This is a genomic window from Modestobacter sp. VKM Ac-2984 (assembly GCF_026967985.1).
Lineage (GTDB): Bacteria > Actinomycetota > Actinomycetes > Mycobacteriales > Geodermatophilaceae > Modestobacter.
Window position 1 is genome coordinate 101493 of sequence record NZ_JAPVBJ010000003.1, and the last position, 25625, is coordinate 127117.

General features: G+C 75.3%; 22 protein-coding genes. 8 read left to right on the forward strand and 14 right to left on the reverse strand.

From position 1 onward, the window contains the following. Positions 1-3 precede the first annotated feature (3 nt). The 4 genes from O2W16_RS07585 to O2W16_RS07600 form a co-directional block, all read right to left on the reverse strand. Positions 4-972, reverse strand: coding sequence for an NAD-dependent epimerase/dehydratase family protein (locus O2W16_RS07585; RefSeq protein WP_269158205.1), 969 nt, complete (start codon positions 970-972; stop codon positions 4-6). Further along, positions 969-3530, reverse strand: coding sequence for an alpha/beta fold hydrolase (locus O2W16_RS07590; RefSeq protein ID WP_269158206.1), 2562 nt, complete (start codon positions 3528-3530; stop codon positions 969-971). The genes O2W16_RS07585 and O2W16_RS07590 overlap by 4 nt, the downstream gene beginning before the upstream one ends. Further along, on the reverse strand, positions 3527-4552 hold the full coding sequence (locus O2W16_RS07595; protein ID WP_269158207.1) for a 3-oxoacyl-ACP synthase III: 1026 nt from the start codon (positions 4550-4552) through the stop codon (positions 3527-3529). Before O2W16_RS07595 ends, O2W16_RS07590 begins: the two co-directional genes overlap by 4 nt. 138 nt (positions 4553-4690) lie before the next feature. After that, positions 4691-5962, reverse strand: a complete 1272-nt coding sequence (locus O2W16_RS07600; RefSeq protein WP_269158208.1) for a cytochrome P450 — start codon at positions 5960-5962, stop codon at positions 4691-4693. Between the two features lie 255 nt (positions 5963-6217). On the opposite strand from O2W16_RS07600, the gene O2W16_RS07605 reads away from it, so the two are divergent. The 5 genes from O2W16_RS07605 to O2W16_RS07625 all read left to right on the forward strand — a co-directional run bounded on the left by O2W16_RS07605 (position 6218) and on the right by O2W16_RS07625 (position 12766). Next, positions 6218-6727 (forward strand): 2Fe-2S iron-sulfur cluster-binding protein, encoded by a 510-nt coding sequence (locus O2W16_RS07605; protein ID WP_269158209.1) that lies wholly within the window; start codon positions 6218-6220, stop codon positions 6725-6727. Then, a complete protein-coding gene (locus O2W16_RS07610) occupies positions 6724-7743 on the forward strand; it encodes an FAD binding domain-containing protein (RefSeq protein ID WP_269158210.1) in 1020 nt (339 codons plus the stop codon). Before O2W16_RS07605 ends, O2W16_RS07610 begins: the two co-directional genes overlap by 4 nt. Beyond that, positions 7740-9827 carry a xanthine dehydrogenase family protein molybdopterin-binding subunit gene (locus O2W16_RS07615; RefSeq protein ID WP_269158211.1) on the forward strand — a complete coding sequence of 696 codons (2088 nt, stop codon included), beginning with the start codon at positions 7740-7742 and terminating at the stop codon, positions 9825-9827. The genes O2W16_RS07610 and O2W16_RS07615 overlap by 4 nt, the downstream gene beginning before the upstream one ends. An 84-nt stretch (positions 9828-9911) precedes the next feature. Next, on the forward strand, positions 9912-11459 hold the full coding sequence (locus O2W16_RS07620; RefSeq protein WP_269158212.1) for an MFS transporter: 1548 nt from the start codon (positions 9912-9914) through the stop codon (positions 11457-11459). A gap of 170 nt (positions 11460-11629) precedes the next feature. Next, positions 11630-12766, forward strand: coding sequence for a LysM peptidoglycan-binding domain-containing protein (locus O2W16_RS07625; RefSeq protein ID WP_269158213.1), 1137 nt, complete (start codon positions 11630-11632; stop codon positions 12764-12766). An 87-nt stretch (positions 12767-12853) separates the two neighbouring features. Here the strand turns inward: O2W16_RS07625 and O2W16_RS07630 are convergent, their stop codons facing one another. From O2W16_RS07630 to O2W16_RS07670, 9 genes are all read right to left on the reverse strand, one after another. Beyond that, complete coding sequence (locus O2W16_RS07630; protein ID WP_269158214.1) at positions 12854-14062, reverse strand: zinc-dependent alcohol dehydrogenase; 1209 nt, start codon at positions 14060-14062, stop codon at positions 12854-12856. A gap of 131 nt (positions 14063-14193) precedes the next feature. Further along, positions 14194-15612 carry an NADH-quinone oxidoreductase subunit N gene (locus O2W16_RS07635; protein WP_269158215.1) on the reverse strand — a complete coding sequence of 473 codons (1419 nt, stop codon included), beginning with the start codon at positions 15610-15612 and terminating at the stop codon, positions 14194-14196. Positions 15613-15626: 14 nt separating this feature from the next. Then, positions 15627-17114: a complex I subunit 4 family protein gene (locus O2W16_RS07640; protein WP_269158216.1), complete on the reverse strand. Its 1488-nt coding sequence runs from the start codon at positions 17112-17114 to the stop codon at positions 15627-15629. A 4-nt stretch (positions 17115-17118) separates the two neighbouring features. Continuing rightward, a complete protein-coding gene (locus O2W16_RS07645) occupies positions 17119-19038 on the reverse strand; it encodes a proton-conducting transporter transmembrane domain-containing protein (RefSeq protein WP_269158217.1) in 1920 nt (639 codons plus the stop codon). Then, the gene (gene nuoK / locus O2W16_RS07650; RefSeq protein ID WP_036334437.1) at positions 19035-19337 is read right to left on the reverse strand and encodes an NADH-quinone oxidoreductase subunit NuoK; all 303 of its coding nucleotides are present in this window, start codon (positions 19335-19337) and stop codon (positions 19035-19037) included. Before nuoK ends, O2W16_RS07645 begins: the two co-directional genes overlap by 4 nt. Then, entirely contained in the window at positions 19334-19873 is a 540-nt protein-coding gene (locus O2W16_RS07655) for an NADH-quinone oxidoreductase subunit J (protein WP_269158218.1), read from the reverse strand. Before O2W16_RS07655 ends, nuoK begins: the two co-directional genes overlap by 4 nt. Positions 19874-19886: 13 nt before the next feature. Next, entirely contained in the window at positions 19887-20819 is a 933-nt protein-coding gene (locus O2W16_RS07660) for an NADH-quinone oxidoreductase subunit H (RefSeq protein WP_269158219.1), read from the reverse strand. Next, complete coding sequence (locus O2W16_RS07665) at positions 20816-21883, reverse strand: hypothetical protein (protein WP_269158220.1); 1068 nt, start codon at positions 21881-21883, stop codon at positions 20816-20818. Before O2W16_RS07665 ends, O2W16_RS07660 begins: the two co-directional genes overlap by 4 nt. Continuing rightward, a complete protein-coding gene (locus O2W16_RS07670; protein WP_269158221.1) occupies positions 21874-22224 on the reverse strand; it encodes an NADH-quinone oxidoreductase subunit A in 351 nt (116 codons plus the stop codon). The genes O2W16_RS07665 and O2W16_RS07670 overlap by 10 nt, the downstream gene beginning before the upstream one ends. A 182-nt stretch (positions 22225-22406) precedes the next feature. Between O2W16_RS07670 and O2W16_RS07675 the strand changes: the two genes are divergently transcribed. Then, positions 22407-22688 (forward strand): ArsR/SmtB family transcription factor, encoded by a 282-nt coding sequence (locus tag O2W16_RS07675; protein WP_269158222.1) that lies wholly within the window; start codon positions 22407-22409, stop codon positions 22686-22688. Between the two features lie 27 nt (positions 22689-22715). On the opposite strand, the gene O2W16_RS07680 is transcribed toward O2W16_RS07675, so the two are convergent. Further along, positions 22716-23378, reverse strand: coding sequence for a phosphoribosyltransferase (locus O2W16_RS07680; protein ID WP_269158223.1), 663 nt, complete (start codon positions 23376-23378; stop codon positions 22716-22718). 210 nt (positions 23379-23588) lie between these two features. Between O2W16_RS07680 and O2W16_RS07685 the strand changes: the two genes are divergently transcribed. Both O2W16_RS07685 and O2W16_RS07690 read left to right on the forward strand, forming a co-directional pair. Next, complete coding sequence (locus O2W16_RS07685) at positions 23589-24905, forward strand: erythromycin esterase family protein (protein ID WP_269158224.1); 1317 nt, start codon at positions 23589-23591, stop codon at positions 24903-24905. Beyond that, positions 24895-25587: a dienelactone hydrolase family protein gene (locus tag O2W16_RS07690; protein ID WP_269158225.1), complete on the forward strand. Its 693-nt coding sequence runs from the start codon at positions 24895-24897 to the stop codon at positions 25585-25587. Before O2W16_RS07685 ends, O2W16_RS07690 begins: the two co-directional genes overlap by 11 nt. The last annotated feature ends 38 nt before the right edge of the window (positions 25588-25625 follow it).

The window sequence follows — 25625 nt, forward strand, 5'->3', positions numbered from 1 at the left end:
GGCTCAGGTCGCCGCGTAGGCCCGGGTCAGCCGGGCGAAGCCGTCGTCCAGCGAGACCCGGGGCGTCCAGCGCAGGGCCTCGCGGGTGCGGCGCTGGTCGAACCAGTGCGCGGTCGCCAGCTGCTCGGCGAGGAACCGGGTCAGCGGGGGAGTGTCCCGGCGCTGCGTCGCGGCCCAGAACGCCTCGACGAGACCCCCGGCGGCCCAGGCCGCGCGGAAGGGCACCCGGCGGGCCGGCCCGGGCACCCCGGCGGCGCGGCACAACCGGTCGAGGACCTCGGCGACCGGACGGGGCTCGCCGTTGGAGACCACCAGCGCCTCCCCGTGCACCGGCCCGCAGGCGTCCACCGCGGCGAGCAGCGCGTCGGCGGCGTTGTCCACGTAGGTGGTGTCGATCAGCGCGGCACCCGAGCCGATCACCGGCAGCCGACCGGCCCGGGCCCGCTCGACGATCCGCTCGACCAGCTGGGTGTCCCCGGGGCCCCAGACCAGGTGCGGCCGCACCACCAGGACGGCGAGGGCGGCGTCGTCCGCGGCCAGTGCGATCTGTTCGGCGACGGCCTTGGAGCGGGAGTAGTTGCCGCGGGCCCGCGCCGGGTCGGCCGGTTGCGCGCCCACCCCGACCAGCGCCGAGCCGCCGTGCGCCACCGACGGCGAGGAGACGTGCACCAGCCGGCCCACTCCCGCCCGCCGGCAGGCGTCGACCACGGTGCGGGTGCCCTCGACGTTCGCCCGCGCGTACTCCGCCCACCGGCCGGTGACGTCGACCTTGGCGGCCAGGTGCAGCACGGCGTCCTGCCCGGCCACCGCGCGGCCCACCACGGCCGGGTCGGCGACGTCCCCGCGCACCTCCCGGCAGGGCAGCCCGGCGGGCCGGCGCTGCAGCACGGTCACCTCCTCGCCCCGGTCCAGCAGGCCCTGCACCGTGGCCCGGCCGAGCATGCCGCTGGCGCCGGTGACGAGCACCCTCATCGGGTGTGCGCCTGCGCACCGGCGAGCGTGCGGGTCGCCTGCCGGGCCACCTCCCGCCGGTCGATCTTCGACTGGTGCCGGATGTCGACCGGCAGCCGGCCGGTGACCAGGACGGCGGCGACCTCGGTGCCGGCCGCCGCGCGGACCGCATCGGCCAGGGCGGGGTCGGCGAGCTCGAACCCGGCCCGGCGACGCACGCCGTCAGCCGGGACGACGACGACCACCGCCACCTGGGCGCCGGCCGGCCCGACGCCGACCACGGCAGCGGAGGTCACCGTCTCCAGCAGCTCCACCCGCTGCTCGACGCCGACCGGCGTCACCACCCCGGCGGCGGTGGTGACCGCGTGCGGCAGCCGGCCCTCGATCCACAGCCGGCCCTCGGCGTCCAGGTGCCCGACGTCGCCGGTCCGGTGCCAGCCCGGGTCGCGGGACGCGGCGCGCTCGGTGGCCCACAGCGCGTCGTAGCGGTCCTTGACGTGGGCGGCGCGGACGGCGATCTCGCCGGTCGTGCCGACGGTGTCGGTGAGCTCGCCGTCGGCCGCCCCGGTGGCGGTGAGCGGACTGAGCCGCACCTCGACTCCGGGCAGCGGCCGGCCGACGCAGACGCCGTTCCCGGGCCCGGCGGCCTCGATCTCGGTCGCGCAGACGTCGGTGATCGGCAGCGCCTCGGTCATCCCGTACGGGGTGTGCGCGGCGGCCGCGGGCAGCACCTGCCGCAGCTCCCGGAGCAGCGGCAGCGGCACCGGCGCCCCGGCCGACATGAGCAGGCGCACCCGGCCCAGCGCCGTCCGCTGCGCCCCGGTCAGTTCGTCGGCGGTGGCGGCGACCCGGCGCAGCGCGGCCGGTGAGGCGAACACCACCGTCCCGTCGATCGCGGCCGCGGCGTCGGCGAGCGCGGCGGCGGTCAGTGACCCGGGTGCGGTCACGTCGACGTCGGGCACCGCGGAGCCGATGCCGAGGGCCGGGCCGAAGAGGGCGAACGGGGCGAACCCGGCGACCAGCCGGTCGTCGGGGGACAGCCCGTAGGTGGCACCGACCAGGTCCAGCTGGGCCATCGCCTGGCGCCGGGTGTAGACGACGCCCTTGGCCGGCCCCGTGGCACCGGAGGTGAACAGGACGGCGCAGTCGGTGTCCAGGTCGGTCTCCGGCGGCGCGGGCGCAGTGCTGCCCACACGCTCCAGCTCCGGCAGGGTGTGCGCGACCGCCAGGGCGCGGGCCGCGGCCGCGGGCAGCGCGGTGGCCGCGATGCGGGTGGCGGTCAGGCGCATCGCGCGGGCGGCCGCCAGCCCGGGGGTGCCGCCGACGACCGCGTCGACCCGGGCACTGTGCAGCGCCCGGCGCATGCCACGCAGGCCCAGGCCCTTGTCGGCCACGACGATGACCGCGCCGGCCCGCCATATGGCGTAGACCGCGGCGGTGAGGTCCACCGAGGGCTCGACCAGCAGCGCGACCCGCTGGCCGGGGCGGATGCCGGCGGCAGACAGCCCGGCGGCCAGGTGCTCGACCCGACGGTGCAGCTGTGCCCAGCTGACCGTCGCACCGCCGACCTCGACCACCGCGGGGGAGTGGTCGTCGGCCCGGTCGGCCAGCGCCGAGCCGAGGCCGCGCTGCTGGGCACCGGGCTCGCGCGGCCGGTCGGTGGGGGGCCGCCCGGTGGACAGGTCGGTGACCCACTGGGCGATCGCGTCGGCGTACTGCGGGGCGTCCTCGGGCACCAGGTGCGAGGCGCCCTCGTAGCGGTGCAGCTGGGCGTGGGGAAGGCGCTCGCGCAGGTCGGCCAGGTAACGCTCGCCGAAGACCGGGTCGCGGGGGCCCCAGAGCAGCAACGCCGGGACGTCGAGGGAACGGATGCCCTCGGCGATCGCCTCCTGCGCGGCCCGGGAGGAGTGACCGGTGGAGAACGGGATGTCGGCGACGAAGTCCCCGACCGACCGTCGGCGGGCGGCCGTCCGGTAGGGCGCGGCGAAGGCGTCCCGGACGTCGGCCGGCAGCCGCGGGGAGGACAGCGCCGTCGTCGCCCGGACGAACAGCGGCGTGCCGACCGTGGCCACCGACCGGACCCCGGGGGCGTGCGCCAGCCGGATCAGCGCTGGGCCGAGGTCGCCCTCGGGCATCGCGACGGCGGTGTTGCCCAGGACGACGCCCCGCAGCTGCTCCTGGTGCGCCAGCGCCCAGCCCAGCGAGAGGACCCCGCCCCAGTCGTGCCCGACGGTGATCACCGGGCCGGTGACCCCCAGCGCGGCGGTCAGGTCGCCGAGGTCGGCGACCCGCTGCGCCAGCGGCCGGGGCCCGGGGAGCCGCTCCGAGAAGCCCATGCCCAGGTGGTCGGGGGCCATCACCCGCCACCCGGGCGGCGCGGCGGCGACCAGGCGGCGCCAGAGGTAGGACCAGGTCGGGTTGCCGTGCACGCAGAGCAACGTGCCCACCGGGTCGGTCACGCCGTTGTCCAGCAGGTGCCAGTCGTGCTCGGTGCCGGTGCCGTCGGCCACGGTGAGCCGGCGGGACCAGGCCGGGTCGAGACCGGGGAGGCCGGCGGGGAGATCGGTCGGCACGCTCACCAGGCGATCTCGAGGCAGGAGGCGTTGAGCCCCGAGCCGATGCCCATCAGCAGCACCCGGTCGCCGTCGACCAGTTCGTGCTGTGCGCTGGCCAGGGTGTAGGGCACCGAGGCGGGCCCGAGGTTGCCGCGGGTCGGGAAGGTCTTCGGCACGCGTGACTCGTCGATGCCGAAGCGCTCGCACATGGCGGCGGTGTGCACCTTGGACACCTGGTGAATCACGTAGCGGTCCATGCCGCGCTGCCAGTCGAAGTCGGCGGCGGCCTCCTGCCACATGTCCATCGACAGGTCCAGGCCGGCTTCCAGCAGGCCCTTGAGGTCGGTGCGCATCATGTCGTTGTCACCGACGCACAGGTCGTGGTGCTCGGTGCCGGCCCGGCTGACCGAACCGACCAGCCGGTGGCCCTCCGGGTGCTGGTCGGACCGGCCGAGGACCATGGCGACGGCTCCCGAGCCCAAGGTCAGCGTCGCGAACTGGGCGATCACGTCCCGGGCGGTGGTGTCGGGCTGGTTGAGCCGGTCGATGGTGCGGTCCTGCACGGTCTGCGCGTCCTCGCCGTTGACGATCACGGCGTGCTCGATCATGCCGGAGTCGATCATCGCCGCGGCCAGCTCCATGCCGTTGACGAAGCCGAGGCAGGCGTTGGTGACGTCGAAGTTCTGCGCCGAGCGGGGGAGCCCGAGCGCGTGGTGGACGGCGACGGCCGTCGAGGGCTCCAGGTGCCGGCGGCTGACCGAGGTGTTGATCATCAGGCCGATGCCGGCCGGGTCGACGCCGCTCTCGCTGATCGCCTTGGCGCCGGCCATGGCGGCGCCGTCGGTGAAGCTGACGCCGTCCTCCCACCACCGGCGCTCGCGGATGCCGGCCAGCCGTTCGAGCAGGCCGGGGCGCAGCCCGACCCGCTTGTAGGTGTCGGCGAGCCGCTCGTCGATGTCGTCGGAGGTGACGACCTGGGACGCATCGGCCGTCTGCACGGTCAGGATGCTGGTGTTGCTGAAACGGTGCGTGGCGTTTCCACTCATGGGCGGGGTCCAGTCCTCGAGAAGGGCCGACTCTTCCATGTGTGTCGCCGGCGTTCCGTTGGGCACTACCCGACGAGGACATCGGTATGCCGTCCGCTGTTCACTCGCGGCACAGCTCACACCCGTCCCGGGGAGCGCTCAGAACCGGACGGGCAGCTCGTCCAAACCGTAGACGAAGGACAGCTCTCGGAACGACAGCTCCTGCTGCGGCACGGCCAGCGCCAGGTCGGGGAAGCGGCGGAGCAACGCCGGCAGCACGACCCGCAGCTCCATCCGGGCTAGCTCGGCGCCGATGCACCGGTGGATGCCGTGGCCGAAGGCCAGGTGGCCGGAGGTCGGCTGCCGCCGGGGGTCGAAGACCTCCGGCTGGGCCCCGGCCGACCGGGGGTCGCGGTTGGCGCCGCTGAGCGAGGCCAGCACGACGTCCCCGGCCTTCAGCGGCACGCCGAACAGGTCCAGGTCGTGCTTGGCGAACCGGGGGAACGCCATCTGCACCACCGACAGGTGGCGCAGCAGCTCCTCGACCACCCGGTCGACGTCGGCGCGGGAGCCGTCGCGCACCAGCGCGGCGTGCGCCGGGTCCCGCAGCAGCACCATCGTGCTCAGCGAGATCATCCCGGCGGTGGTCTCGTAGCCGCCGGTGAAGACGCCGTCGGCCAGCCCGGCGAGGTCGACGTCGGAGATCCGGTCGCCCTCGTCGCGGATGATCTGGCCGATCAGCCCGGGGCCGGGCTCCGCGCGCTGCCGGGCCACGGCGTCGAAGAGGAACTCGCGCTGTGCCGAGACGGCGCCGAAGGCCGCGGCGGCGCCGGCGGTGGCGTCGAAGCGCTGGACGCCGAGCCGGGCGAAGGCGTCCCGGTCCTCCAGCTCCAGGCCGAGCAGCGCGCAGATGGTCTGGAACGGCACCGGGAAGGAGACCAGCTTCGCCAGGTCGGCCGGGGACCCGGCAGCGGCCAGCGCGTCGAGCCGCTGCGCCACGATCGTGGAGATCATCGGCTCGAGCCGGGCCAGCCGGCGCATCGTGAACTCCGGCGTGATGATCTTGCGCAGCCGGGTGTGCAGCGGCGGGTCGGTGAAGCCGAGGCCGCCGACCTCGTCGGCGCTGCTCGAGCCGGCGCCCGGCAGCAGGTGCCGGATGTCGTTGCTCCAGCTGTCCCGGTCGGCCAGCACGGCCCGGACGTGCTCGGCGCCGGTGACCAGGTACACGGAGAAGGCGAACGGCAGCTTCAGCCGGTGCACCGGGTCGTCCTCCCGCAGCTGGGCCAGCCGGGGGACGGGGTCGATGCCGTGCCGCTGGAGCGGCACCTTGGTCCGCTCGGGGATGAAGGTCAGGCTGGAGAGGTCGATGCCACGCTTCTGGATGCGGCGCGCCAGCAGCTTGCCGGTCCAGGCCCGGGCCCGGGCGCGCACCCCGGCACCACCCCGCGCGCCGACGGGCTGCCGTGGGGCGGGGACGGGGTACCTGGACAGGGCTGAGGTGCGGGGCGCGGGGCCGGTGACCCCTCCCGCTGGCTTGTGGTCGATGTCGTCTTCGTACTCCAGGACGCAGTTGGTGATCAAGCCCGCCACGCGCCGTCGGTGCAGCGTTCACCTGGGCGACCACTGCACCCGGCGCGCCGGGCCGGTGGGTTTGCCGGGCCGGGACGGCCGGGCACCAGCGGCTCCATGGACGCCGAGATCACCCTGCGGGTCGACGGCGAGGCCCACCGCCTCACCGTCGACACCCGCACCTCCCTGCTGGACGCGTTGCGCGAGCGGCTGGGGAACACCAGCCCGAAGAAGGGCTGCGACCACGGCCAGTGCGGGGCCTGCACCGTGCTGCTGGACGGCGATCGCACGCTGACCTGCCTGGCCCTGGCGGTGGCCCACGACGGGGCGGAGATCACCACGGCCGACGGCCTGGCCCCGGCCGGGGAGCTGCACCCCGTGCAGCAGGCGTTCCTGGACTCCGACGCGTTCCAGTGCGGCTACTGCACCCCCGGGCAGGTCTGCTCGGCGGTCGGGGTGCTGGCGGAGTTCGAGCGCGGCTGGCCCAGCCACGTCACCGAGGACCTCACCGGCCGGCCGGAGATGACCCACGACGAGGTGGCCGAGCGGATGAGCGGCAACCTCTGCCGCTGTGCCGCCTACGTGAACATCACGCCCGCGGTGCAGCAGGCCGGCGGTGCCCGGTGAAGCCGTTCGCCTACGCCCGGCCCGGCGACGTCGCCGAGGCCGTGCGGGACGTCGTCGCCGAGCCGAACGCGGTCTTCCTGGCCGGGGGCACCAACCTGGTCGACCACCTGCGCCTCGGCGTGGCCCGGCCCGACCTGGTGGTCGACGTCCGCACGCTGACCTCCCGCGAGGTGACCGACCTCCCGGACGGAGGGCTGCGGCTGGGCGCGGCCTCGACCAACAGCCAGGTCGCCGCCGACCCGCGCGTCCGGGAGCGGTGGCCGGTGCTGGCCCAGGCGCTGCTGGCCGGGGCGACCGGTCAGCTGCGCAACATGGCGACGACCGGCGGCAACCCACTGCAGCGCACCCGCTGCGTGTACTTCCAGGACGTGACCACCCCGTGCAACAAGCGGGAGCCGGGCAGCGGGTGCAGCGCGGTCGGGGGCTACACCCGCTACCACGCCGTCCTCGGGACGCCGGCCGCGCTGCCGGACCCGACCGCGCCCGAGACCTGCATCGCCACCCACCCCTCGGACATGGCGGTGGCGCTGGCCGCGCTCGACGCGCAGGTGCAGGTGCTCGGCCCGGCGGGGGAACGCACGGTCCCGTTCACCGAGCTGCACCGGCTGCCCGGCGACGACCCGTCCCGGGACACCGTGCTGGAACACGGCGACCTGATCACCGCCATCGACCTGCCCGCGCTGCCGGCCGGCACCCGCTCGGCCTACCGCAAGGTCCGCGACCGGGCCTCCTACGCCTTCGCGCTGATCTCGGTGGCCGCCGCCGTCACCCCGGACGGTGACCTGCGGCTGGCCCTCGGCGGCGTCGCGCACAAGCCGTGGCGGGCCACCCGGGCCGAGGAGGTGCTCCGCGGGCAGCAGCTGACCGAGGACGCCGTCCGGGCCGCGATCGCCGCCGAACTGGCGGCCGCCCAACCGCAGCCGGGGATCGACAGCGGCAACGGCTTCAAGATCCCACTCGTCGCCCGCACCGTGCTCGCCACCGTGCGCGGCCTCCCCCCGGAGGAGCAGTCATGACCGACCTGCTGGAGCCGCGCGCCATGGGCCAGGACCTGGTGCGCCGGGACGGCGAGCTCAAGGTCCGAGGCACCGCCACCTACGCCTACGAGACGCCGGTCGAGCACCCTGCCTATGCCCACCCGGTGCAGGCCACGATCGCCCGGGGCCGGGTCACCGCGATGGACACCGCCGCGGCCGAGGCGCTGGACGGGGTGCTGGCCGTGCTCACCCCGTTCGACGCCGAGCGGCTCGCCTCCACGGAAGACGCTGAGTACGCCGTCCTGCAGGGGCCGGACGTCGGCTTCCGCGGCCAGCTGATCGGGGTGGTGGTCGCGGAGACCTCCGAGCTGGCTCGGCAGGCGGCCGACGCCGTCGTGGTGAGCTACGACCAGCAGCCGCACGACGCGGAGCTGTCCGCCGACCGGCCGGACCTGTACGCGCCGGATCAGGTGAACGCCGGGCACGAGACCGACACCGCCGAGGGCGACGTCGCGGCGGCCATGGCCGCCGCCGAGGTCACGCTGGAGCGCACCTACTCCACGGCGATGTACCACAACAACCCGCTCGAGCCGCACGCCACGACGGCGCTGTGGGAGCCGGCCGGCGACGGGTTCCTGACGCTGTGGGACTCCACCCAGGGCGTGCACCCCGACCGGGCCGCGGTGTGCCAGGTGTTCGGGCTCGACCAGGAGCAGGTGCGGGTCGTCTGCCCCTACGTCGGTGGCGGGTTCGGCTCCAAGGGGCTGCCGCACGCGAACGTGATGCTGGCCGCGCTGGCCGCCCGGGCACTGCCCGGCCGGCCGGTGAAGCTCGCGCTCACCCGCCAGCAGATGTTCTCCCTGGCCGGCTACCGCACCCCGACGATCCAGCGGATGCAGCTGGCCGCCGACCACCGGGGCCGGCTGTCCGCGATCGCCATCGACGTGGTCGAGCAGACCTCGAAGGTCAAGGAGTTCGCCGAGCAGACCGGCGTGCCCACCCGGATGATGTACGCCTCGCCGAGCCGGCGGTCCACCCACCGGCTGGCCGCCCTCGACGTGCCGATCCCCTCGTGGATGCGCGCGCCGGGGGAGTGCCCCGGCATGTTCGGCCCCGAGGTCGCGATGGACGAGCTCGCCGAGGAGCTCGGCATCGACCCGATCGAGCTGCGCGTCCGCAACGAGCCCGACGTCGACCCGGAGACCGGGAAGCCGTGGTCCAGCCGCAACCTGGTGCGGTGCCTGCGCGAGGGCGCCGAGCGGTTCGGCTGGTCCGGGCCTCGGGCGCACCGGGACGGCGACTGGCTGGTGGGCACCGGCGTCGCCTCCTCGGTCTACCCGACCATGCGGCAGGCCACCTCGACCGCGAACGTGCGCTACGAGGGCGGCCGGTACGTCGCCGAGATCGGCGCCGCGGACCTCGGCACCGGGGCCTGGACGATCCTGCCGCAGATCACCGCCGACGCCCTGGGCGTCGACGTCGCCGACGTCGACGTCCGGATCGGCGACACCCGCTACCCGGTCGCCTCGGTGGCCGGCGGCTCCTCGGGCACCAACACCTGGGGGTCCGCGCTCGTCGTCGCGGCCCGCGAGTTCCGCACGAAGTTCGGCGCCGATCCGCGGGACGGCGACGAGGCCAGCGGGGACGTCGACCAGGCCGGGCAGGACGACACCCACTCCCCGTACGCGTTCGGCGCCCAGTTCGTCGAGGCCCGGGTCAACGCCGACACCGGGGAGATCCGGGTGCCGCGGCTGCTCGGCGTCTTCGGCGTCGGCCGGGTGATCAACCCCCGGACGGCGCGGTCGCAGCTGATTGGCGGGATGACCATGGGGCTGTCGATGGCGCTGCACGAGAACAGCGCCTGGGACCCGGCGGTGGGGCAGGTGGCCAACCACGACCTGGCCGAGTACCACATCACGGTCAACGCCGACGTCGGTGCGATCGAGGCGCACTGGATCGACGAGCACGACCCCTACGTCAACGCCATGGGCAGCAAGGGGATCGGCGAGATCGGCATCGTCGGCACGGCGGCGGCGGTGGTCAACGCCGTCCACGCCGCCACCGGCGTGCGCGTCCGGCACCTGCCGGTCACCCTGGACAAGCTGCTGACCGCCCTGCCGTGACCGATCCCGCGGGTCGGCGACGCTGCGGCAGGACAGCGGCCGCCGACCCCACCGTCCCGGGAGGACGTCCTGCCTGCTCAGCCCGTGCCCACCGACCCCGATGCCCCCGAAGGCGCCGATCCGCGGCGGTGGCACGCCCTCTGGGTGACGCTCGTCGTCGGCTTCATGACGCTGCTGGACGTCAGCATCGTGTCGGTCGCCCTCCCGTCCCTGCGGTCGGACCTGGGTGCCACGCCGGCGACCGTGCAGTGGGTGGTCTCGGGCTACGCGCTGGCCTTCGGTCTGGCGCTGGTGCCAGCCGGGCGGCTCGGTGACGCCTACGGCCGCCGCCGGATGTTCCTCATCGGCCTGGTCGCCTTCGTGCTGTGCAGCGCGGCCGCGGGTGCGGCGCCGTCGATCGAACTGCTCGTCGCGGCCCGGCTCGCCCAGGGCTTCGCCGCCGGCTGCCTGGCCCCGCAGAACTCCGCGCTGATCCAGCAGCTCTTCCGGGGCGCCGAGCGGGGGCGGGCGTTCGGGTTCTTCGGCGCGACGGTCGGGATCTCCACCGCCGTCGGGCCGGTGCTGGGCGGGGTGATCCTGGCGCTCGCGTCCGGCCCGGGCGGCTGGCGGTGGATCTTCTACGTCAACGTGCCGATCGGCGTGCTGGCGTTCGTGCTGGCCGTCCGGCTGATCCCGGGCCGCCCGCGGGGGGAGGAGCACGGGCGGATCGACGTCCCGGGGATGCTGCTGCTCGGCGGTGGGGCGTTCGCGCTGCTGCTGCCGCTGGTGCAGGCGGAGGCCGGCGGCCTGTCGCGGCTGTGGTGGTGCTTCCCGGTCGGGATCGCGCTGCTCGTCGCGTTCGTCGGCTGGGAGCAGCGCATCGTCCGGGCCGGCAAGGACCCGGTCTTCGACCCGCGGCTGGTCACCGCCACCCGCGGCTACGGGCCCGGGGTGGCGCTGGGGACGGTGTACTTCCTCGGCTTCAGCGGCATCTGGCTGACCTTCGCGCTGTACTTCCAGACCGGGCTGGGCTGGTCGCCGCTGCAGTCCGGGCTGGCCGTGACGCCGTTCGCGGTCGGCTCGGCGACCGCGGCGGTGGTCGCCGGCCGGCTGGTCCAGCGGTACGGCCGGGCGCTGACCGTGGCCGGCCTCAGCGGCGTGGTGCTCGGCCTGGCCGCCACGGCGATCGTGATCGCCACCGTGCCGACGGGGCTCACCGGCTGGGCGATCGTCCCGACCCTGCTGCTGGCCGGCGTCGGCGGCGGGTTCGTCATCTCGCCGAACATCACGCTCGCGCTGCGGAACGTGCCGGTGGCGATGGCCGGCTCGGCCGGTGGTGCGCTGCAGACCTTCCAGCGGTTCGGCGGTGCGATCGGCACCGCGGCCCTGCCGGCGCTGTTCTACCTCGTGCTCGGCGCCACCGACCAGCAGTACCCGCTGGCCGCCGCGGCCGCGCTGTCCGTGGCCGTGGTCACGTCGCTCGCGGCCCTGGTCATCGGGGCGTTCGACTGGCGGCACGACCGCCGGGCCGACCGCGCCGAGGCCGAGGCCGAGGGTCAGGCCGAGGACGAGGGCCGGGATCGTGACGACGAGGGTTCCGAGCCCGACCTCGATCCCCGGCACAGCCACGACCACGCGGCCCGGACGGGCTGAGCAGCTGTTCGGTGTGCCACGTCACATCGGGCGGCGTCCGATCTGCGGCCGCGGTCGCGCACGGTGCTCGCCGCGCCGGATCCGGGTCCGCCGCCGGGCGGTGGCATGGACGGTGATGTGCGGCGCCCCCTGGGATGAGCCCGACGCCGTCCCCCTGCCTTGGAGTCCCGTTGCCCGGAGTCGTCGCGCCCTCCTCGTCCCGGTGGGTGCGTCGGCACCCGGCCGGCCGCCGTCCGGCCACCCGTCGTCCCGTCGTGGTCGGCCGCGCCACCGTGCTCGCCGTGGTCGGCGTCTGCGGGGTGTTCGTCCCGGCAGCGCAGGCGGACGGCGGCGAGCCCGCCGCGCCCGTTCCCGCACCGCCGGTCGTCGAGCAGCCGGCGCCCTACGTCGGCCAGACGGTCTGCGACCCGGCGGCCAAGCCCGGCACCGCCGACCTCGCCGCACTGGTCCTCGCCGCCTACGCCGCCGGGACCAACGGTGGCATCAGCCGCGACTGCGCGATCGGCGGCACCAGCGAGCACAAGGAGGGGCGTGCCTGGGACTGGATGCTGCGGGCCGACGTCCCCGAGGAGCGCGACGCCGCCGACCGCTTCCTCGGCTGGTTGACCGCCGACGGCCCGAGCGGGGAGTCGGCCTACCAGGCCCGGCGGCTCGGGGTCATGTACGTCGTGTGGGACCGCCGGATCTGGTCGGCCGACAACGCCGCCGCCGGCTGGCTGCTCTACACCGGGGCCGATCCGCACACCGGGCATGTGCACCTGTCGCAGTCCTGGAGCGGTGCGCTGGGCCAGACGTCGTGGTGGACGGGGGTGGCCTCCCGGGTCGACCACCGCAGCTGCGCGGAGGTCGTCGAGGGCCTGGCCGAACCGGGGGCGCTCGCCACCGTCTGCACGCCGACCCCGGTCTCCGAGCAGGTGGCACCGCCACCGGCGCCGGCGGTGACCGGCAGCCACACGGTGGTGCCCGGGGACACGCTCGGGCAGATCGCGCTGGACCAGGGGACGACGGTGGCCGAGCTGATGGCCGCCAACGGGCTGACCAGCACCGTGATCGGTGTCGGTCAGGTGCTGGCCGTGCCCGGTCCGCCGACCGCCGTCCCGGTGCCGGCACCCGTGGTGGCACCCGTGGTGGCGCCCGCGCCGGCACCCGTGGTGGCGCCGGCGACCCACACCGTCGTCCCGGGGGACACGCTCGGGCAGATCGCGCTGGACCAGGGGACGACGGTCGCCGAGCTGATGACCGCGAACGGGCTGACCAGCACCCTCATCCTGGTCGGTCAGGTGCTCGTCGTGCCCTCGCCGTCCTGAGGAGGGCAGCGCCGTCCTGAGGAGGGCAGCGCCGTCCTGGGTGAGCGCCGTCGCCTGCCTCGCAGGGCAGGCGACGGCGCCGGCGGCTCAGGGGGCGATGACCGCCTTGGTCCAGCCGCTCTCGCGGTGGTCGAAGGTCTCGTAGGCCTGCAGGACGGTGGGCATGTCCTGGACCTGGGTGAGCACGGTGGACGGGTCGATGGCGCCGGTGCGCACCAGGTCCAGCAGGTGCGGGATGTAGCGCCGGTGGTTGCAGTTGCCCATCTTGACGCTCAGGTTCTTGTTCATCGCGGCGCCGATGGGGAAGGCGTTCAGCTGCGGCGGGTAGACGCCGATGATGCCGATGCTGCCGGCCTTGGCCACCGCCTCCACGGCCCACTGCAGCGACTGGCTGGGCGCGTCGCCGGCGACGTAGGTCTGCCCGTGCGGGTTCTGGTCCGGGGCGACCTGGCTGCGCTCGGCGTCGAACTGCTGCGCCTGCTGGTCGGCCGACTCCGCGGCCGGGCCGGACTTCGGCCGCTGGGCGTCCACGCCCACGGCGTCGATCACCCGGTCCACCCCGATCCCGCCGGTGAGCTCCTTGACCACCTCGACCGGGTCCTCGGTGTTGAAGTCGATCGCCTCCGCGCCCCGGCCACGGGCCTGGTCGAGCCGGCTGGCGACGCCGTCGACGACGAGCACCCGGCCGGCGCCCTGCTGGAAGGCGCTGGTCACGGCGAACTGACCCACCGGCCCGGCGCCCAGCACCAGCACGGTGTCGCCCTGGGACACGTCGGCGAGCCGGGCGCCGAACCAGGCGGTCGGGTAGATGTCCGACAGCATGATCGCCGCGTCGTCGCTGACCTCCTCGGGCAGCCACACCGGGCCGACGTTGGCGTAGGGGATCCGGGCGTACTGGGCCTGCAGGCCGTCGACCGGTCCGGTGGTCTGCGGACCGCCGAAGAAGCACGTGCCGGCCGCGGCGCCGTTGGGGTTGGCGTTGTCGCACTGGGCGTAGTAGCCGGCCCGGCAGTAGGAGCAGTGACCGCAGCCGACGGTCGAGGGGATGACCACCCGGTCACCGGGGCGCAGGTTCCGCACACCCGGGCCGGTCTCCCGCACGACGCCCACCGCCTCGTGGCCGAGGATCGTGCCCGGGACCATGCCGGCCATCGTGCCCCGGACGAAGTGCAGGTCGGTGCCGCAGATGCCGCTCGCGGTCACCTCGATGATCGCGTCGGTGGGGTCTTGGATGGTCGGGTCCGGGACGTCGTCGAGCCGGATGTCGCCGACGCCGTGCCACACGACTGCCTTCATGGTGCCTCCTGCGGATGAGCTGACGCCGCGCTGCCGACCTGGTCTCGATCGAGCGGCGTCCCGTCGGCCACTACCCGGCGCTGCGCCCTCCACCCGCCCGGCGCCGTCGTCGATGAGCCGGGTCCGACGGTTCAGCCGAGCGTGCCGTCGCCGGTCAGCGCGGTCACCAGGCCGGCACCGAGCCCGACCGCCAGCACCCCGAGCGCACCGGCCAGCGCGGCCCCGTGCGCCCAGCCGGCGGTGGGTGCGGGGTCGCCGGGCCGGAACGCCTCGACCAGCCAGCGCAGGTAGTAGAAGAGGCTGACCAGGGTGTTCAGCGCAGCGACCACGACCAGCCAGGCGAGCCCGCCGTCCCAGGCGGCGGTGAAGACGGTCAGCTTGCCGAGGAAGACCGCCGTCGGCGGGGTGCCGACCAGGCTGAGCAGGCTGATCCCCAGCGCGGCCGCCAGCCAGGGCCGCTGCCGGGCCAGGCCCCGGAAGTCGGTGAGCGACCGGGCGCCGGGCACCGCGGCGAGCACCGCGAAGGCGGTCAGGTTGGTGACCGCGTAGCCGGCCAGGTACACCAGCAGCGCCGGGGTGGCGGCCGAGGTGCTGCTCACCACGGCGACCGGCATGAGCAGGTAGCCGACCTGGCTGACCGTCGACCAGCCCAGCAGCCGGCGGGCGTCGGTCTGGGCGAGCGCCGCCAGGTTGGCCAGCGTCATGGTGGCGGCCGCGAGCAGGCCCACCAGCAGCGGCCAGGACAGTGCGTCCGGCAGCACGTCGACCAGGCGTGCGGCGGCGACCAGCGCCCCGATCTTGGGCACGGTGGTGAGGAACGCGGCCGCCGCGGTGCCGGCGCCCTGGGTGGCGTCGGGCACCCACTGGTGCAGCGGGACCCCGCCGGCCTCGAACAGCAGCCCGGCCAGCACGGCCAGCGCACCGACGGCCACCGCGGCGGCCGGCGCCCCCGCCAGCCCGGTGGCCAGGTCGACGTAGGCGGTGCCGCCGGCGATGCCCGACAGCACCGTGGCCCCGAGCAGCAGGAAGATCCCCGACAGTGCGCCGAGCAGGTAGGTCTTCAGCGCTGCCTCGGCCGCGCCGGGGCTGCGGACCATGCCGACCAGGGCGTACACCGGGATGCTGGCCAGCAGGAAGGCGACGGCGAGCACCAGCAGGTCGTCGGTGGCGGCCAGCACGATCGCACCCAGCCCGCCGAGCAGCAGCAGCGCGTAGGTCTCGCTCTCCCGCGCCGTCCCGGCCAGTTCGTCGACCCCCAGGCCGATCACCAGCAGCACCGCCGCGACGACCACCAGCCGGGTGACCCCGGTCGCGGTGTCGAGCACGAACGCCCCGAACACCGTCTCCGCGTCCCCACCACCAAAATGGCCATTTTGGTGGCGCGGGAAGGCGAGGGCGGCGGAGACGGCGGCGGCGAGGAGGGCGGCGACCGCGATCAGCCGGGCGATCCACTGCCGCTGCCGGGGCAGGAAGGAGCCGGCCAGCAGGGTGGCCACCGCGCCCGCGAGGAGGCAGAGCTCGGGGAGCAGTGCCAGCGGCGACTGCTCCATCGTCGCCGGCTCCATCACCTGCCCACCAGGTCGACGAGGACGGCGGACGCGGGGGTGATCAGGTCCAGCAGCAGCCAGGGCAGGACGCCGATCGCCAGGGACAGCAGCAGCAGCCCGGTCACCGGCACCGCCTCGACCGCCCGCACGTCGGAGAAGCCGATCGACCGGCCGCCGGGCAGCCCGGTGCCCAGCAGCTGCAGCGCCCGCAGGAACAGCGCCGCGGTGATCAGGATCCCGGGCAGCGCGATCGCCGCCCACGCGGTGGTGCCGATGCTCCCGGCGAAGACCTGGAACTCGGCGATGAAGCCGCTGAACGCCGGGATCCCCAGCGAGCCGAACGCCGCGACCGCGAACAGACCGGTCCACAGCGGCGCGGTGCGGGCCAGGCCGCCGTAGTCGCGCATCGCGTAGCTGCCGGTGCGGTCGTGCAGCACCCCGGCCAGCAGGAACAGCGCGCCGGTGAGCAGGCCGTGGCTGACCATCTGGGTGACGGCGCCGGTGACGGCCAGCTCGCGGGCCGCCGTCCCGGTGCCGGCCAGGCCCGCCGCGCCGACGGCGAGCACCACGTAGCCCATGTGGTTGATCGAGGTGTAGGCGATCATCCGCTTGACGTCGGTCTGGGCCAGGGCGACCAGCGCGCCGTAGAGCACCGAGGCGATCCCGACGGCGAGCACCACCCAGGCGGCCCCTCGCCAGGCGTCGGGCAGCGCGGGCATGGCGATCCGGACGAAGCCGTAGGTGCCCATCTTCAGCAGCACCGCGGCCAGCACCGCCGAGCCGATCGCCGAGGCGTCGGTGTGCGCGGGGGGCAGCCAGGTGTGGAAGGGGATCGTCGGGGTCTTGACCGCCAGGCCCACCAGCAGCGCGGCGAGCACGAACCCGCCGGCGACCGGGTGGTCCTGCAGCGGCGCCGCGGCGATCAGCTCCGGGATGTCGAAGGTGTGCGGGTCGGCGGCCAGGTAGAGGCCGATGAAGCCCAGCAGCAGCGCGAGGCTGCCCAGGAAGGTGTAGAGGAAGAACTGCAGCGCCGACCGCCCGGCCTCCCGCCCGTGTCCCCAGCCGGCGATCGCGGCGTACATGCCGACGATGGACAGGTCGAAGAAGAGGAAGAACACGATCAGGTCCTGGGCGGCGAACAGCCCCAGGCAGGTGGTCTGCAGCGCCAGGAAGAGGGCGGCGTGCTGGCGCGGCCGCCGGTCCTCGCGCAGGCCGTAGACCGCGCAGGCGCAGAAGACCACCGCGGTCAGCGCCAGCAGCGGCACCGACAGGCCGTCGACCCCGACGTGCCAGCTGCTGTTGACCGACGGGATCCACCGGGCGCGCTCCTCGAACGCGAGGCCGCCGTCGGTGGGCGTCTCGTACCTCGCGATCAGCACGCCGACCAGCACGAGGTCGGCGGTGGTGACCGCGACCCAGGTCCAGCGGGCGACCCGGTCGGGCACCCGGAGCACGGCCAGCAGGGCCGCGGCGACCAGGGGCAGGAAGATGATCGAACTGAGCACGGAGCTACCTCACTGCCAGCAGGAGGGCCAGCGCGGCGGCGAGCACCACGGCGGCCGAGACGTAGTACTGGTGCAGCTGGCCGGTCTGGGTGCGTCGGGCCCAGCCCCCCAGCCAACGGGTGCCGGCGGCCAGCGACCGCACCGCGGCGTCCGGGCCGGCCAGGTCGGCCCGGACGGTGGCGTCGGCCAACCGCACGCTCGCGGTGGCCGAGCCGGCGACCGCCCGGTCGAGCACCGCGTCGTCGAAGCGGGCCGCGGCGCCCGCCGTCCGCAGCGCCCCCCGGCCGGCGCCGGTGACGGCGCGGGCCAGCACCCGGTCGTCGAAGCGGGCCAGCGCCTCGGCCGTGCGCAGCACCGGCCGGACGACGACGACGTCGGTCGCCCGGGCCAGCCCCAGCCAGCCCTCGAGCCAGCCGGGCAGCGGCTGCAGCGGCCGGACCCGCACGAGCAGCAGCACCGCCAGCCCGACGACCGCGGAGACGACCAGCTCCACCAGCCCCGGGGCCGGACCGCTGCCGTCGAGCGCCCGGCGCAGGGTGCCCGCGACCGGGGGGAGGGCCAGCAGACCGAGGACGGCGGCGCCCGCGGCGAGCACGACCAGTGGCGCCTGCTGCAGCACCCGCACCTGACGGGTGCCCTCCTCCTCGGTGTCGTAGCCCGCCTCGGCGTCCGCGGGGAGCCGCTGCCAGACCAGCCACAGCACCTTGCCGGCGTAGCCCGCCGACAGCGCGGCGGCGGCCAACCCGACCAGGTAGAGGGCCAGGGACTCCTCGTGGGCCCCGGCCAGGACGGCGTCCTTGGTCGCCCACAGCGACAGCGGCGCCACCCCGGCCAGGGCGAGTGCCCCCACCCCGGCGCAGACGCCGACCAGCGGCCAGCGCCGGGCGGCGCCACGCAGCGCCGGCAGCTGCTTGGTGCCCAGCGCGGTGAGCCATGCCCCGGCGGCGAGGAAGAGCAGCGCCTTGGTGGCGGCGTGCGCGACCAGGTGCGCGGTGCCGCCGGCCACGGCCGCGACCCCGGCGCCCAGCACCACGAAACCGAGCTGCGCCGCGGTCGAGGCGGCCAGCAGCTGCTTGAGGTCGCGCTGGGCGAGCGCCACCGCGCCGAGCAGCAGCGCGGTCAGCGCACCCACCCAGGCCGCCGTCGGCCCGGCCCAGCTCGTCGCGCCCAGCAGCGGGGAGACCCGCAGCAGCAGGTAGCCGCCCATCGCGACCATCGCCGCGGAGTGCAGCAGCGCGCTGACCGGGCTGGGGCCCTGCATCGCGGCGGAGAGCCAGGCGCTGAACGGCAGCTGGGCGGCCTTGCCGAGCGCGGCGACGAGCAGCCCGGCCGCGGCGACGTCCCGCCAGGGCGCCGGCAGCCCGGGCAGGTCGGCCAGCGCCAGCCCGGCCCCTCCCGCCAGCGCAGCCCCGGCGGCCAGGTACAGCCCGAGGTCGGCGGTGCGGGTGGTGAGGAAGGCGGTCAGCCCGGCGCCGACCCGGTGCGGCTCCTGCCAGCGGAAGCCGATCAGCGCGTAGGACGTCGCGCCCATCACCTCCCAGGCGAACAGCAGCGTCGGCAGGGTGGTGGCGCAGACGGTGATGACCACGGCCGCGGCGAACAGCAGCACCAGGCCGGTGAAGCGGGCCCGGGCACCGGAGACGTCGGCGGCGGAGAACACCAGCACGAGGAGGGTGACCGCGGCGACCGCGGGCAGCACGACGGCCGCCAGGGCGTCGACGGCCAGCCCGAACGGGGCACCGGGCAGGAAGGGCGCCGAGGTGGCCGGCCGGCCCAGCGCCACGGCGACCGACAGCGCCAGGACGACGCCGGCGGTGACGATCCCGACGGTCGGCGCAGCCCGGTCCGCCCGCCGCCCGGAGACGCACAGCCCGGCGCCGACGACCGCCGGCACCGTGGCGCAGGCCCACAGCAGCCCGGTCACCGGGACAGGTCCGTGGCCATGTCGGTCATGTCCGACTGCCGGGACCGGTGCAGCAGCGTGGCCACGGCGAAGCCCATCGCCATCTCCACCGTCATGGCGGTGATCACCACGAGCAGCAGCACCTGGCCGTCGGGGGTGGGGGAGAGGAACCACCAGAAGGCCGCGGCGGCGAGGATGACGCCGTTGAGCATCAGCTCCAGGCCCATCATGACCATGACCACCACCTGCTGGGAGATGGCCCCGTAGAGGCCCACGCTGAACAGCGCGGCCGCCACCAGCAACATCGTCTGCAGGGTCATCGCGGGGCCTTCCCCGCGCGCAGGTCGTCGCCGAGCCGGTCGTAGCGGCCCCGCGGCAGGGCGAGGACGAGGGCGGCGACGATCGTGGCGAAGAGGACCGGCGAGACGGTCATCATCACCAGCATCTTCGACTCCATGATCGCCTCGCCCAGCGAGGTGACCAGGTCGGCGGCGGGGGCGCCCCGGCGGGTGGGCCACGGCACCAGCAGCGCCCCGGCGGCCAGGACGACGAACGTGCCGATCGAGACAACCAGGGCCGGGCGCTTGCCGTGCACCATGCTCATCGGCATCAGCGCGGGGTTCATCCCCATGAACATGATCATGTAGATGCCCATCACGGCCATCTCCATGGTCATCATCAGCACGGTGATCACGCCGAGGAACTCCAGGTCCACCAGCAGCAGCACCAGGCCCACGGCGATGAACGACGCGGCCAGCGCGTAGGTCGCCCGGGCCATCGAGTCGACCCGGAAGACGGCGACGCCGGCGGCGACCGCCACCACGGCGAGCACCCAGAACACGATCCCGGTGAGCACGGTTCCTCCCTCCTCAGGCCTGGACCACGACGACGACGGACACGACCAGCACCTGCAGCAGCACCAACGGCAGCGCGACCAGCCAGGCGGGGGCCGCCAGCTGCTCCGGGCGGACCACCGGGAGCCGGCGGCGCAGCGCGACGAGCACCGCGAGCAGCGCGGCGGTCTTGACCAGCAGCCACAGCCACGCCGGCAGCAGCGGACCGTGCCCCCCACCGAGGAAGGCGGTCGCCCCGAAGGCGGCCCCGGCGGTGAGCAGGGCGTACCGCCCGACGGAGAGCAGCCAGCGGTCGACCCCGGCCGCCTCGACGAACACACCGCCGGCCGTCGTCGCCCCGGCGGGCGCGCCGAGCGGCCCCCAGACGGAGAACCCGGCGACCGCGACGCAGAAGACGGCGAACGCCACCGGCATCCAGACCACGAACCACAGCCCGGACTGCGCGGCCACCACGTCGCCCAGCCGGAGGCTGCCGGCGGCGACCGCCGGTGCGGTCAGCGCGAACATCAGCGGCAGCTCGTAGGACAGCGCCTGGGCCAGGAACCGGTACCCGCCGACCAGGGGGTGCGCGCTGTTCGGGCCCCAGCCGGCCAGCCAGACCGCCGCCCACACCAGCACGTCCATCGCGTTGAACCACACGACGCCCACGGTCAGGTCGGCGACGGTCCACCGGCCGAACGGGACGACGGCGACCATCAGCAGCGCCGCGGTGAGCAGGCCGGCGGTGCCGATCCGCTGCAACGGGAGATCCGCGGCCACGGTGGTCCGGCGGCGCTGGCCGAACAGCCGCGCCGTCTCCGCGACCGGGGTGAGCAGGCCCCCACCCAGCGGCTGCCCGGCGGACCGCGCGGCCAGCGCGCCGTCCAGGCTCGCCGCGGCGGCCGCGACGACGAGGAGCAGGGCGGCCGCCACCGGCACCCAGCCGGCCGACACCTCGGTGACGGTCACGAGCCTGCCTCCACCGGCACGGTGACCCGGTCGGCGGTGTCCAGGTCCAGCGAGGCGACCACCAGCCGGGCGCTGGCCAGGTCCAGGCCGGTGACCAGGTCGGCCACCGTCGACAGCTCCGTCGACCGGCGCTCCTCGGTGCCGGTGAGCCAGTGCCGCAGCCGGTCGTGCGCATCGCCCTCGGGCAGCCGGCCCAGGCCGCGCAGCGACCAGCGGAGCAGTCGGGAGCGGGTGATCCGGCGGGCCAGCCGGTCGGCCCCGGGCGGCTGCCCGCCGGCCAGCAGCTCATCACGGACCCGCGCGGCCCGGACCGCGGAGTCGTCCCAGCCGGCCAGGGCGAGCAGGGTGGCCACCGCGTCCCACCGGCCGGCGGGGGTGCCGTGCACCGGCGGGTCGGTGGGCGAGTCGTCATCGGCCGGCAGCAGCACCTCGGCCCGGGCGGCGACGACCAGGTCGCCCTGGAGCGTGGTGTGCAGCAGCAGGCCGGCCGGCCAGTGCGGGAGCACCGGGCCGAGGGGGACGTGCAGCACGTCGAGGTCGAGGCTGTCGGGGTCGGCGAGCTGGTCGTCGCCACCGCCGCCGGCCAGGCCGATCCCGCCCGGCATCGGCATGTCCATGTCCATGTCGCCGTGGTCCATGTCGCCGTGGTCCATGTCGCCGTGGTCCATGTCGCCGTCGCCCATGTCCATCTCGCCGTCGTCGCCCGTGGCGGTGGTCCCCGGGTCGGGGTCGGCCGGCCGGGCGTCGGCGTCCCGCCGCTGGACCGTGCCGTCGGCGAGCTCGGCCGCGGCCCGGTCCAGGGCGGCCGGCACGGCGTCCGCCGTGGTCACCTCTGCCCGGGCGCGGGGGCCGGGCAGCTGCCCCCAGACGTGGTCGACGGCGGCGGTCAGCCGCGCGCCGGGGCGGCCGCAGACCACCAGCAGGTCGGCGTCGGCGGGGGAGTCGGCCAGCCGCCAGCCCCGGGTCCGGGCGTGCTGCTCGAGCGCGCAGCGGGTGCGGCTCCAGCCGGGCACCTCGACCGCGAGCACCGTGGTGCGGCGTGCGGCCAGCGAGCTCAGGTCCACCGCAGCGCACCTTCGCGCCAGGCCCACAGCACGCCCGTCATCAGCACACCGAGCAGCACGAACATCTCGACGATCGCCGAGGTCCCGATCGAGGCGACGACGGTCGCCCACGGGTACATGTAGAGCATCTCCACGTCGAAGGCGAGGAACAGCAGCGTCATCGGGTAGTACCGCGCCTCGAACCGGGACAACGCGTGCTCGTCGGGCCGCCAGCCGGAGAGGAACGGCAGGCTCGTGAGCGCCCCCGGCGCCACCGCCGTCCGGCGGTGCAGCAGGTACGCCAGCAGCACACCGCCCACGGCGAGGCCCAGCATCGCGGCGAGGCTCAGGTAGGCCGACACCCGTTCCCTCCTCCGTCCGCGTCGCCTGAGGCCGTGGTCTGACCGGAGCCGCGCATACCCGTGTGGTCGTCCGGGTAACCCCTCTGACCGTGGCAGATCATCCACATCCGGTCGACCCGGTACGCGTGGCCGCAGCGCGGGCTCGAGTGCCCACGCGCGAGGACGCGGCGAGCCTCTCGGCGATGCTGAGCCTGCTGGCCGACGGGACGCGGGCCCGGGTGCTCTACGCCCTCGACGTCGTCGACGAGCTCTGCGTGGGCGACCTGGCGGTGGCGCTGGAGGCGACCGAGGACGCCGTCGGGTACGCCCTGCGGCTGCTCCGCACCGCCGGCTTCGTCACCAGCCGCAAGGAGGGCCGGGTGGTCTACTACCGGCTCGCCGAGGGCTTCCCGCAGCCGCTGCGCGAGGACTGCCTCCGGGGTCTGATCGAGCTGTCCCGGCGCCCCACCCACGCCGACGGGTGACCCGGATGCGAGCCGGGCCCGGCCGGGTCAGCCGGCCGCGGAGCCGGCCAGCGCCGCCCGGACCTCGTCGTCGGAGGTGGCGCGGAAGTCCCGGTAGCCCTGGCCGACGGCGGAGAACGACTCGGGCGCCCAGAGGCAGACGACCTCGTCGACCTCCTCGGCCAGCTGGGTGCACACCCGCGGCGAGGCCACCGGGACGGCGACGGTGAGCCGGCTGGGGCCCTGCCGGCGGACCGCGGCGAGTGCTGCGCGCATGGTGGACCCGGTGGCCAGGCCGTCGTCCACCACGAGCACCGGCCGGCCGGCCAGCGGGGTGACCGGGCGGCCCTGCCGGTAGGCGGCCTCCCGGCGGCGCAGCTCGACGACCTCCCGCTCCCGCGCCCGGGCGAAGGTCTCCTCGTCGACGTCCACGTGGGCCAGGACGCGCTGGTCGTGCACCGTCTCGACGTCGGAGTCGACCGCGGCGATGGCGCCCATGGCGAGCTCTGGCTGCCAGGGCACCCCGATCTTGCGGACCACGACGACGTCGAGGGCCCCGCCGAGGGCGCGCGCGACCTCCCCGGCGACCACCACCCCGCCGCGCGGCAGGCCCAGCACCACGAGGGCGGGATCGGCGTGCTCGGCAAGGCGGGCAGCGAGGGCCCGGCCTGCCTCGACACGGTCGGCGAACGGCTCGGTGGTCGCGGACATCGGTCCTCCTCGGTGGTGGTGCCGTCGATCGACCCGCTGCCCCTACCCGTTCTGCGCGGCGGTGCATCGCCCGCGCGCCTGCCGGGTAGGCACGGCCACGCCGGTGGCCGCCGAGTCGAGGCGCCCGGCCGGCCCGGCCCGGAGGCGGTCCGCCGCCCGGGGCCCGGACGGGAGAGCTGCGGTGCAGCCCACGACGTCACGGAGACGTGGATGACCGGATCGGGACACGACCCACAGGTGCAGGAGCTGGCGAGGCCGTTGCGGGACCCCGGCGACCTGGACCCGCTGCTCGAACGGATCGGGTCGGCGCGCATCGTGCTGCTCGGCGAGGCATCGCACGGCACCCACGAGTACTACGCCTGGCGCACGGCGCTGACCCGCCGGCTGGTCACCGAGGCCGGCTTCTCCTTCGTCGCCGTGGAGGGGGACTGGCCGGACTGCCACCGGGTGAACTGCTCGGTGACGCTCGCCTCCGGCCCCGAGGACCCCCGCGAGGTGCTGCAGGGGTACGCGCGCTGGCCGACCTGGATGTGGGCCAACGAAGAGGTCGCCGACCTGACCCGCTGGTTGCGCGAGCACAACGCCGGCCGCCCGCCCGCCGAGCGGGTCGGCTTCCACGGGTTGGACGTCTACAGCCTCTGGGAGTCCCTGCAGGCGGTGCTGGACCACCTCCGGGAGCACGACCCCGAGCACGTGACGACGGCGCTGGCCGCCTTCCGGTGCTTCGAGCCCTACGCCGAGGACCCGCAGGCCTACGCCCGGGCCACCCGGCTGACCCCGACCAGCTGCGAGGACGAGGTGGTGGCCCTGCTCGGCGACCTCCGCGCCCGCACGGCCACCGACGGGCGCTGGGAGCGGGACGCCGCCTTCGACGCCGAGCAGAACGCCCGGGCCGCGGCCGGCGCCGAGGCCTACTACCGGGCGATGGTCCGCGGCGGGCCGACGTCCTGGAACGTGCGGGACGTCCACATGGCCGACACCCTGGACCGGCTGCTGGAGCACCACGGTCCCGGTTCCCGCGCGGTGGTGTGGGAGCACAACACCCACGTCGGGGACGCCCGGTACACCGACATGGCCGACGCCGGCATGGTCAACCTCGGGCAGCTCGCGCGCGAGCGCCACGGCGCGGACGACGTCGTCATCGTCGGCTTCGGCAGCCACCACGGCAGCGTGATCGCCGCGGACGAGTGGGGTGCACCGATGGAACGGATGCCGCTCCCACCCGCCCGGCCGGGGAGCGTCGAGGCGGTGCTGCACGACTCCCTGGCGGAGAACAGCGCCCTCGTCATCGCCCCGCCCGAGCTGCCCGGCTGGCTGGCCGAGGAGCGCGCCCACCGGGCGGTCGGCGTGGTCTACCACCCCGGTGCCGAGCGCTGGGGCAACTACGTGCCGTCGGTGCTGGGCCGCCGGTACGACGCCTTCTGCTGGTTCGACGAGTCCCGGGCGCTGACCCCGCTGCACGACGTCCGCGCCACGGGCGGCGAGCAGGAGACCGGCGAGCAGGAGACGTGGCCCGATGCCGTCTGACCGCCGCACCGTGCAGCTGGACGCCGAGGGGGTGTCGCTGACCGGGGACCTGGTCGTCCCGGCCGCTGCCCAGGGGATGGTGCTGTTCGCGCACGGCAGCGGCAGCAGCCGGCACAGCCCGCGCAACCGGCAGGTCGCCCGGGCGCTGGAGCAGGCCGGCTTCGGCACCCTGCTGCTCGACCTGCTCACCGAGGACGAGGAGCGGGTCGACGAACGCACCCGGGAGCACCGCTTCGACATCCCGCTGCTCGCCGCGCGGCTGACCGCCGCCGCCGACCGGCTCGGCGAGGGGGCGGACACCGCGCCCCTGCCGGTGGCCACCTTCGGCGCCAGCACCGGGGCAGCGGCGGCGCTGATCACCGCGGCCGACCGGTCCGACCGGGTCCGGGCGGTGGTCTCCCGCGGCGGGCGGCCAGACCTCGCCGGCGCCGCGCTCACCCGGGTCCGGGCGCCGACGTTGCTGCTGGTCGGCGGCGCCGACCACCAGGTGCTCGAGCTGAACCGGGACGCCGCCGCACAGCTGCCGGGCGAGCACGAGGTCAGCGTGGTCCCGGGCGCGACGCACCTGTTCCCGGAGCCCGGGGCCCTCGAGCAGGTGGTCGCGCGGTCGATCGCCTGGCTGCGGCGCTGGCTGCCGGGGACGGCGGACGGCGGCGTGGTTGGCGTGCCGGGCGACGGGTAGCGGGGCGGTGATCACGGTCCCCGGACCGCCATCGCCCG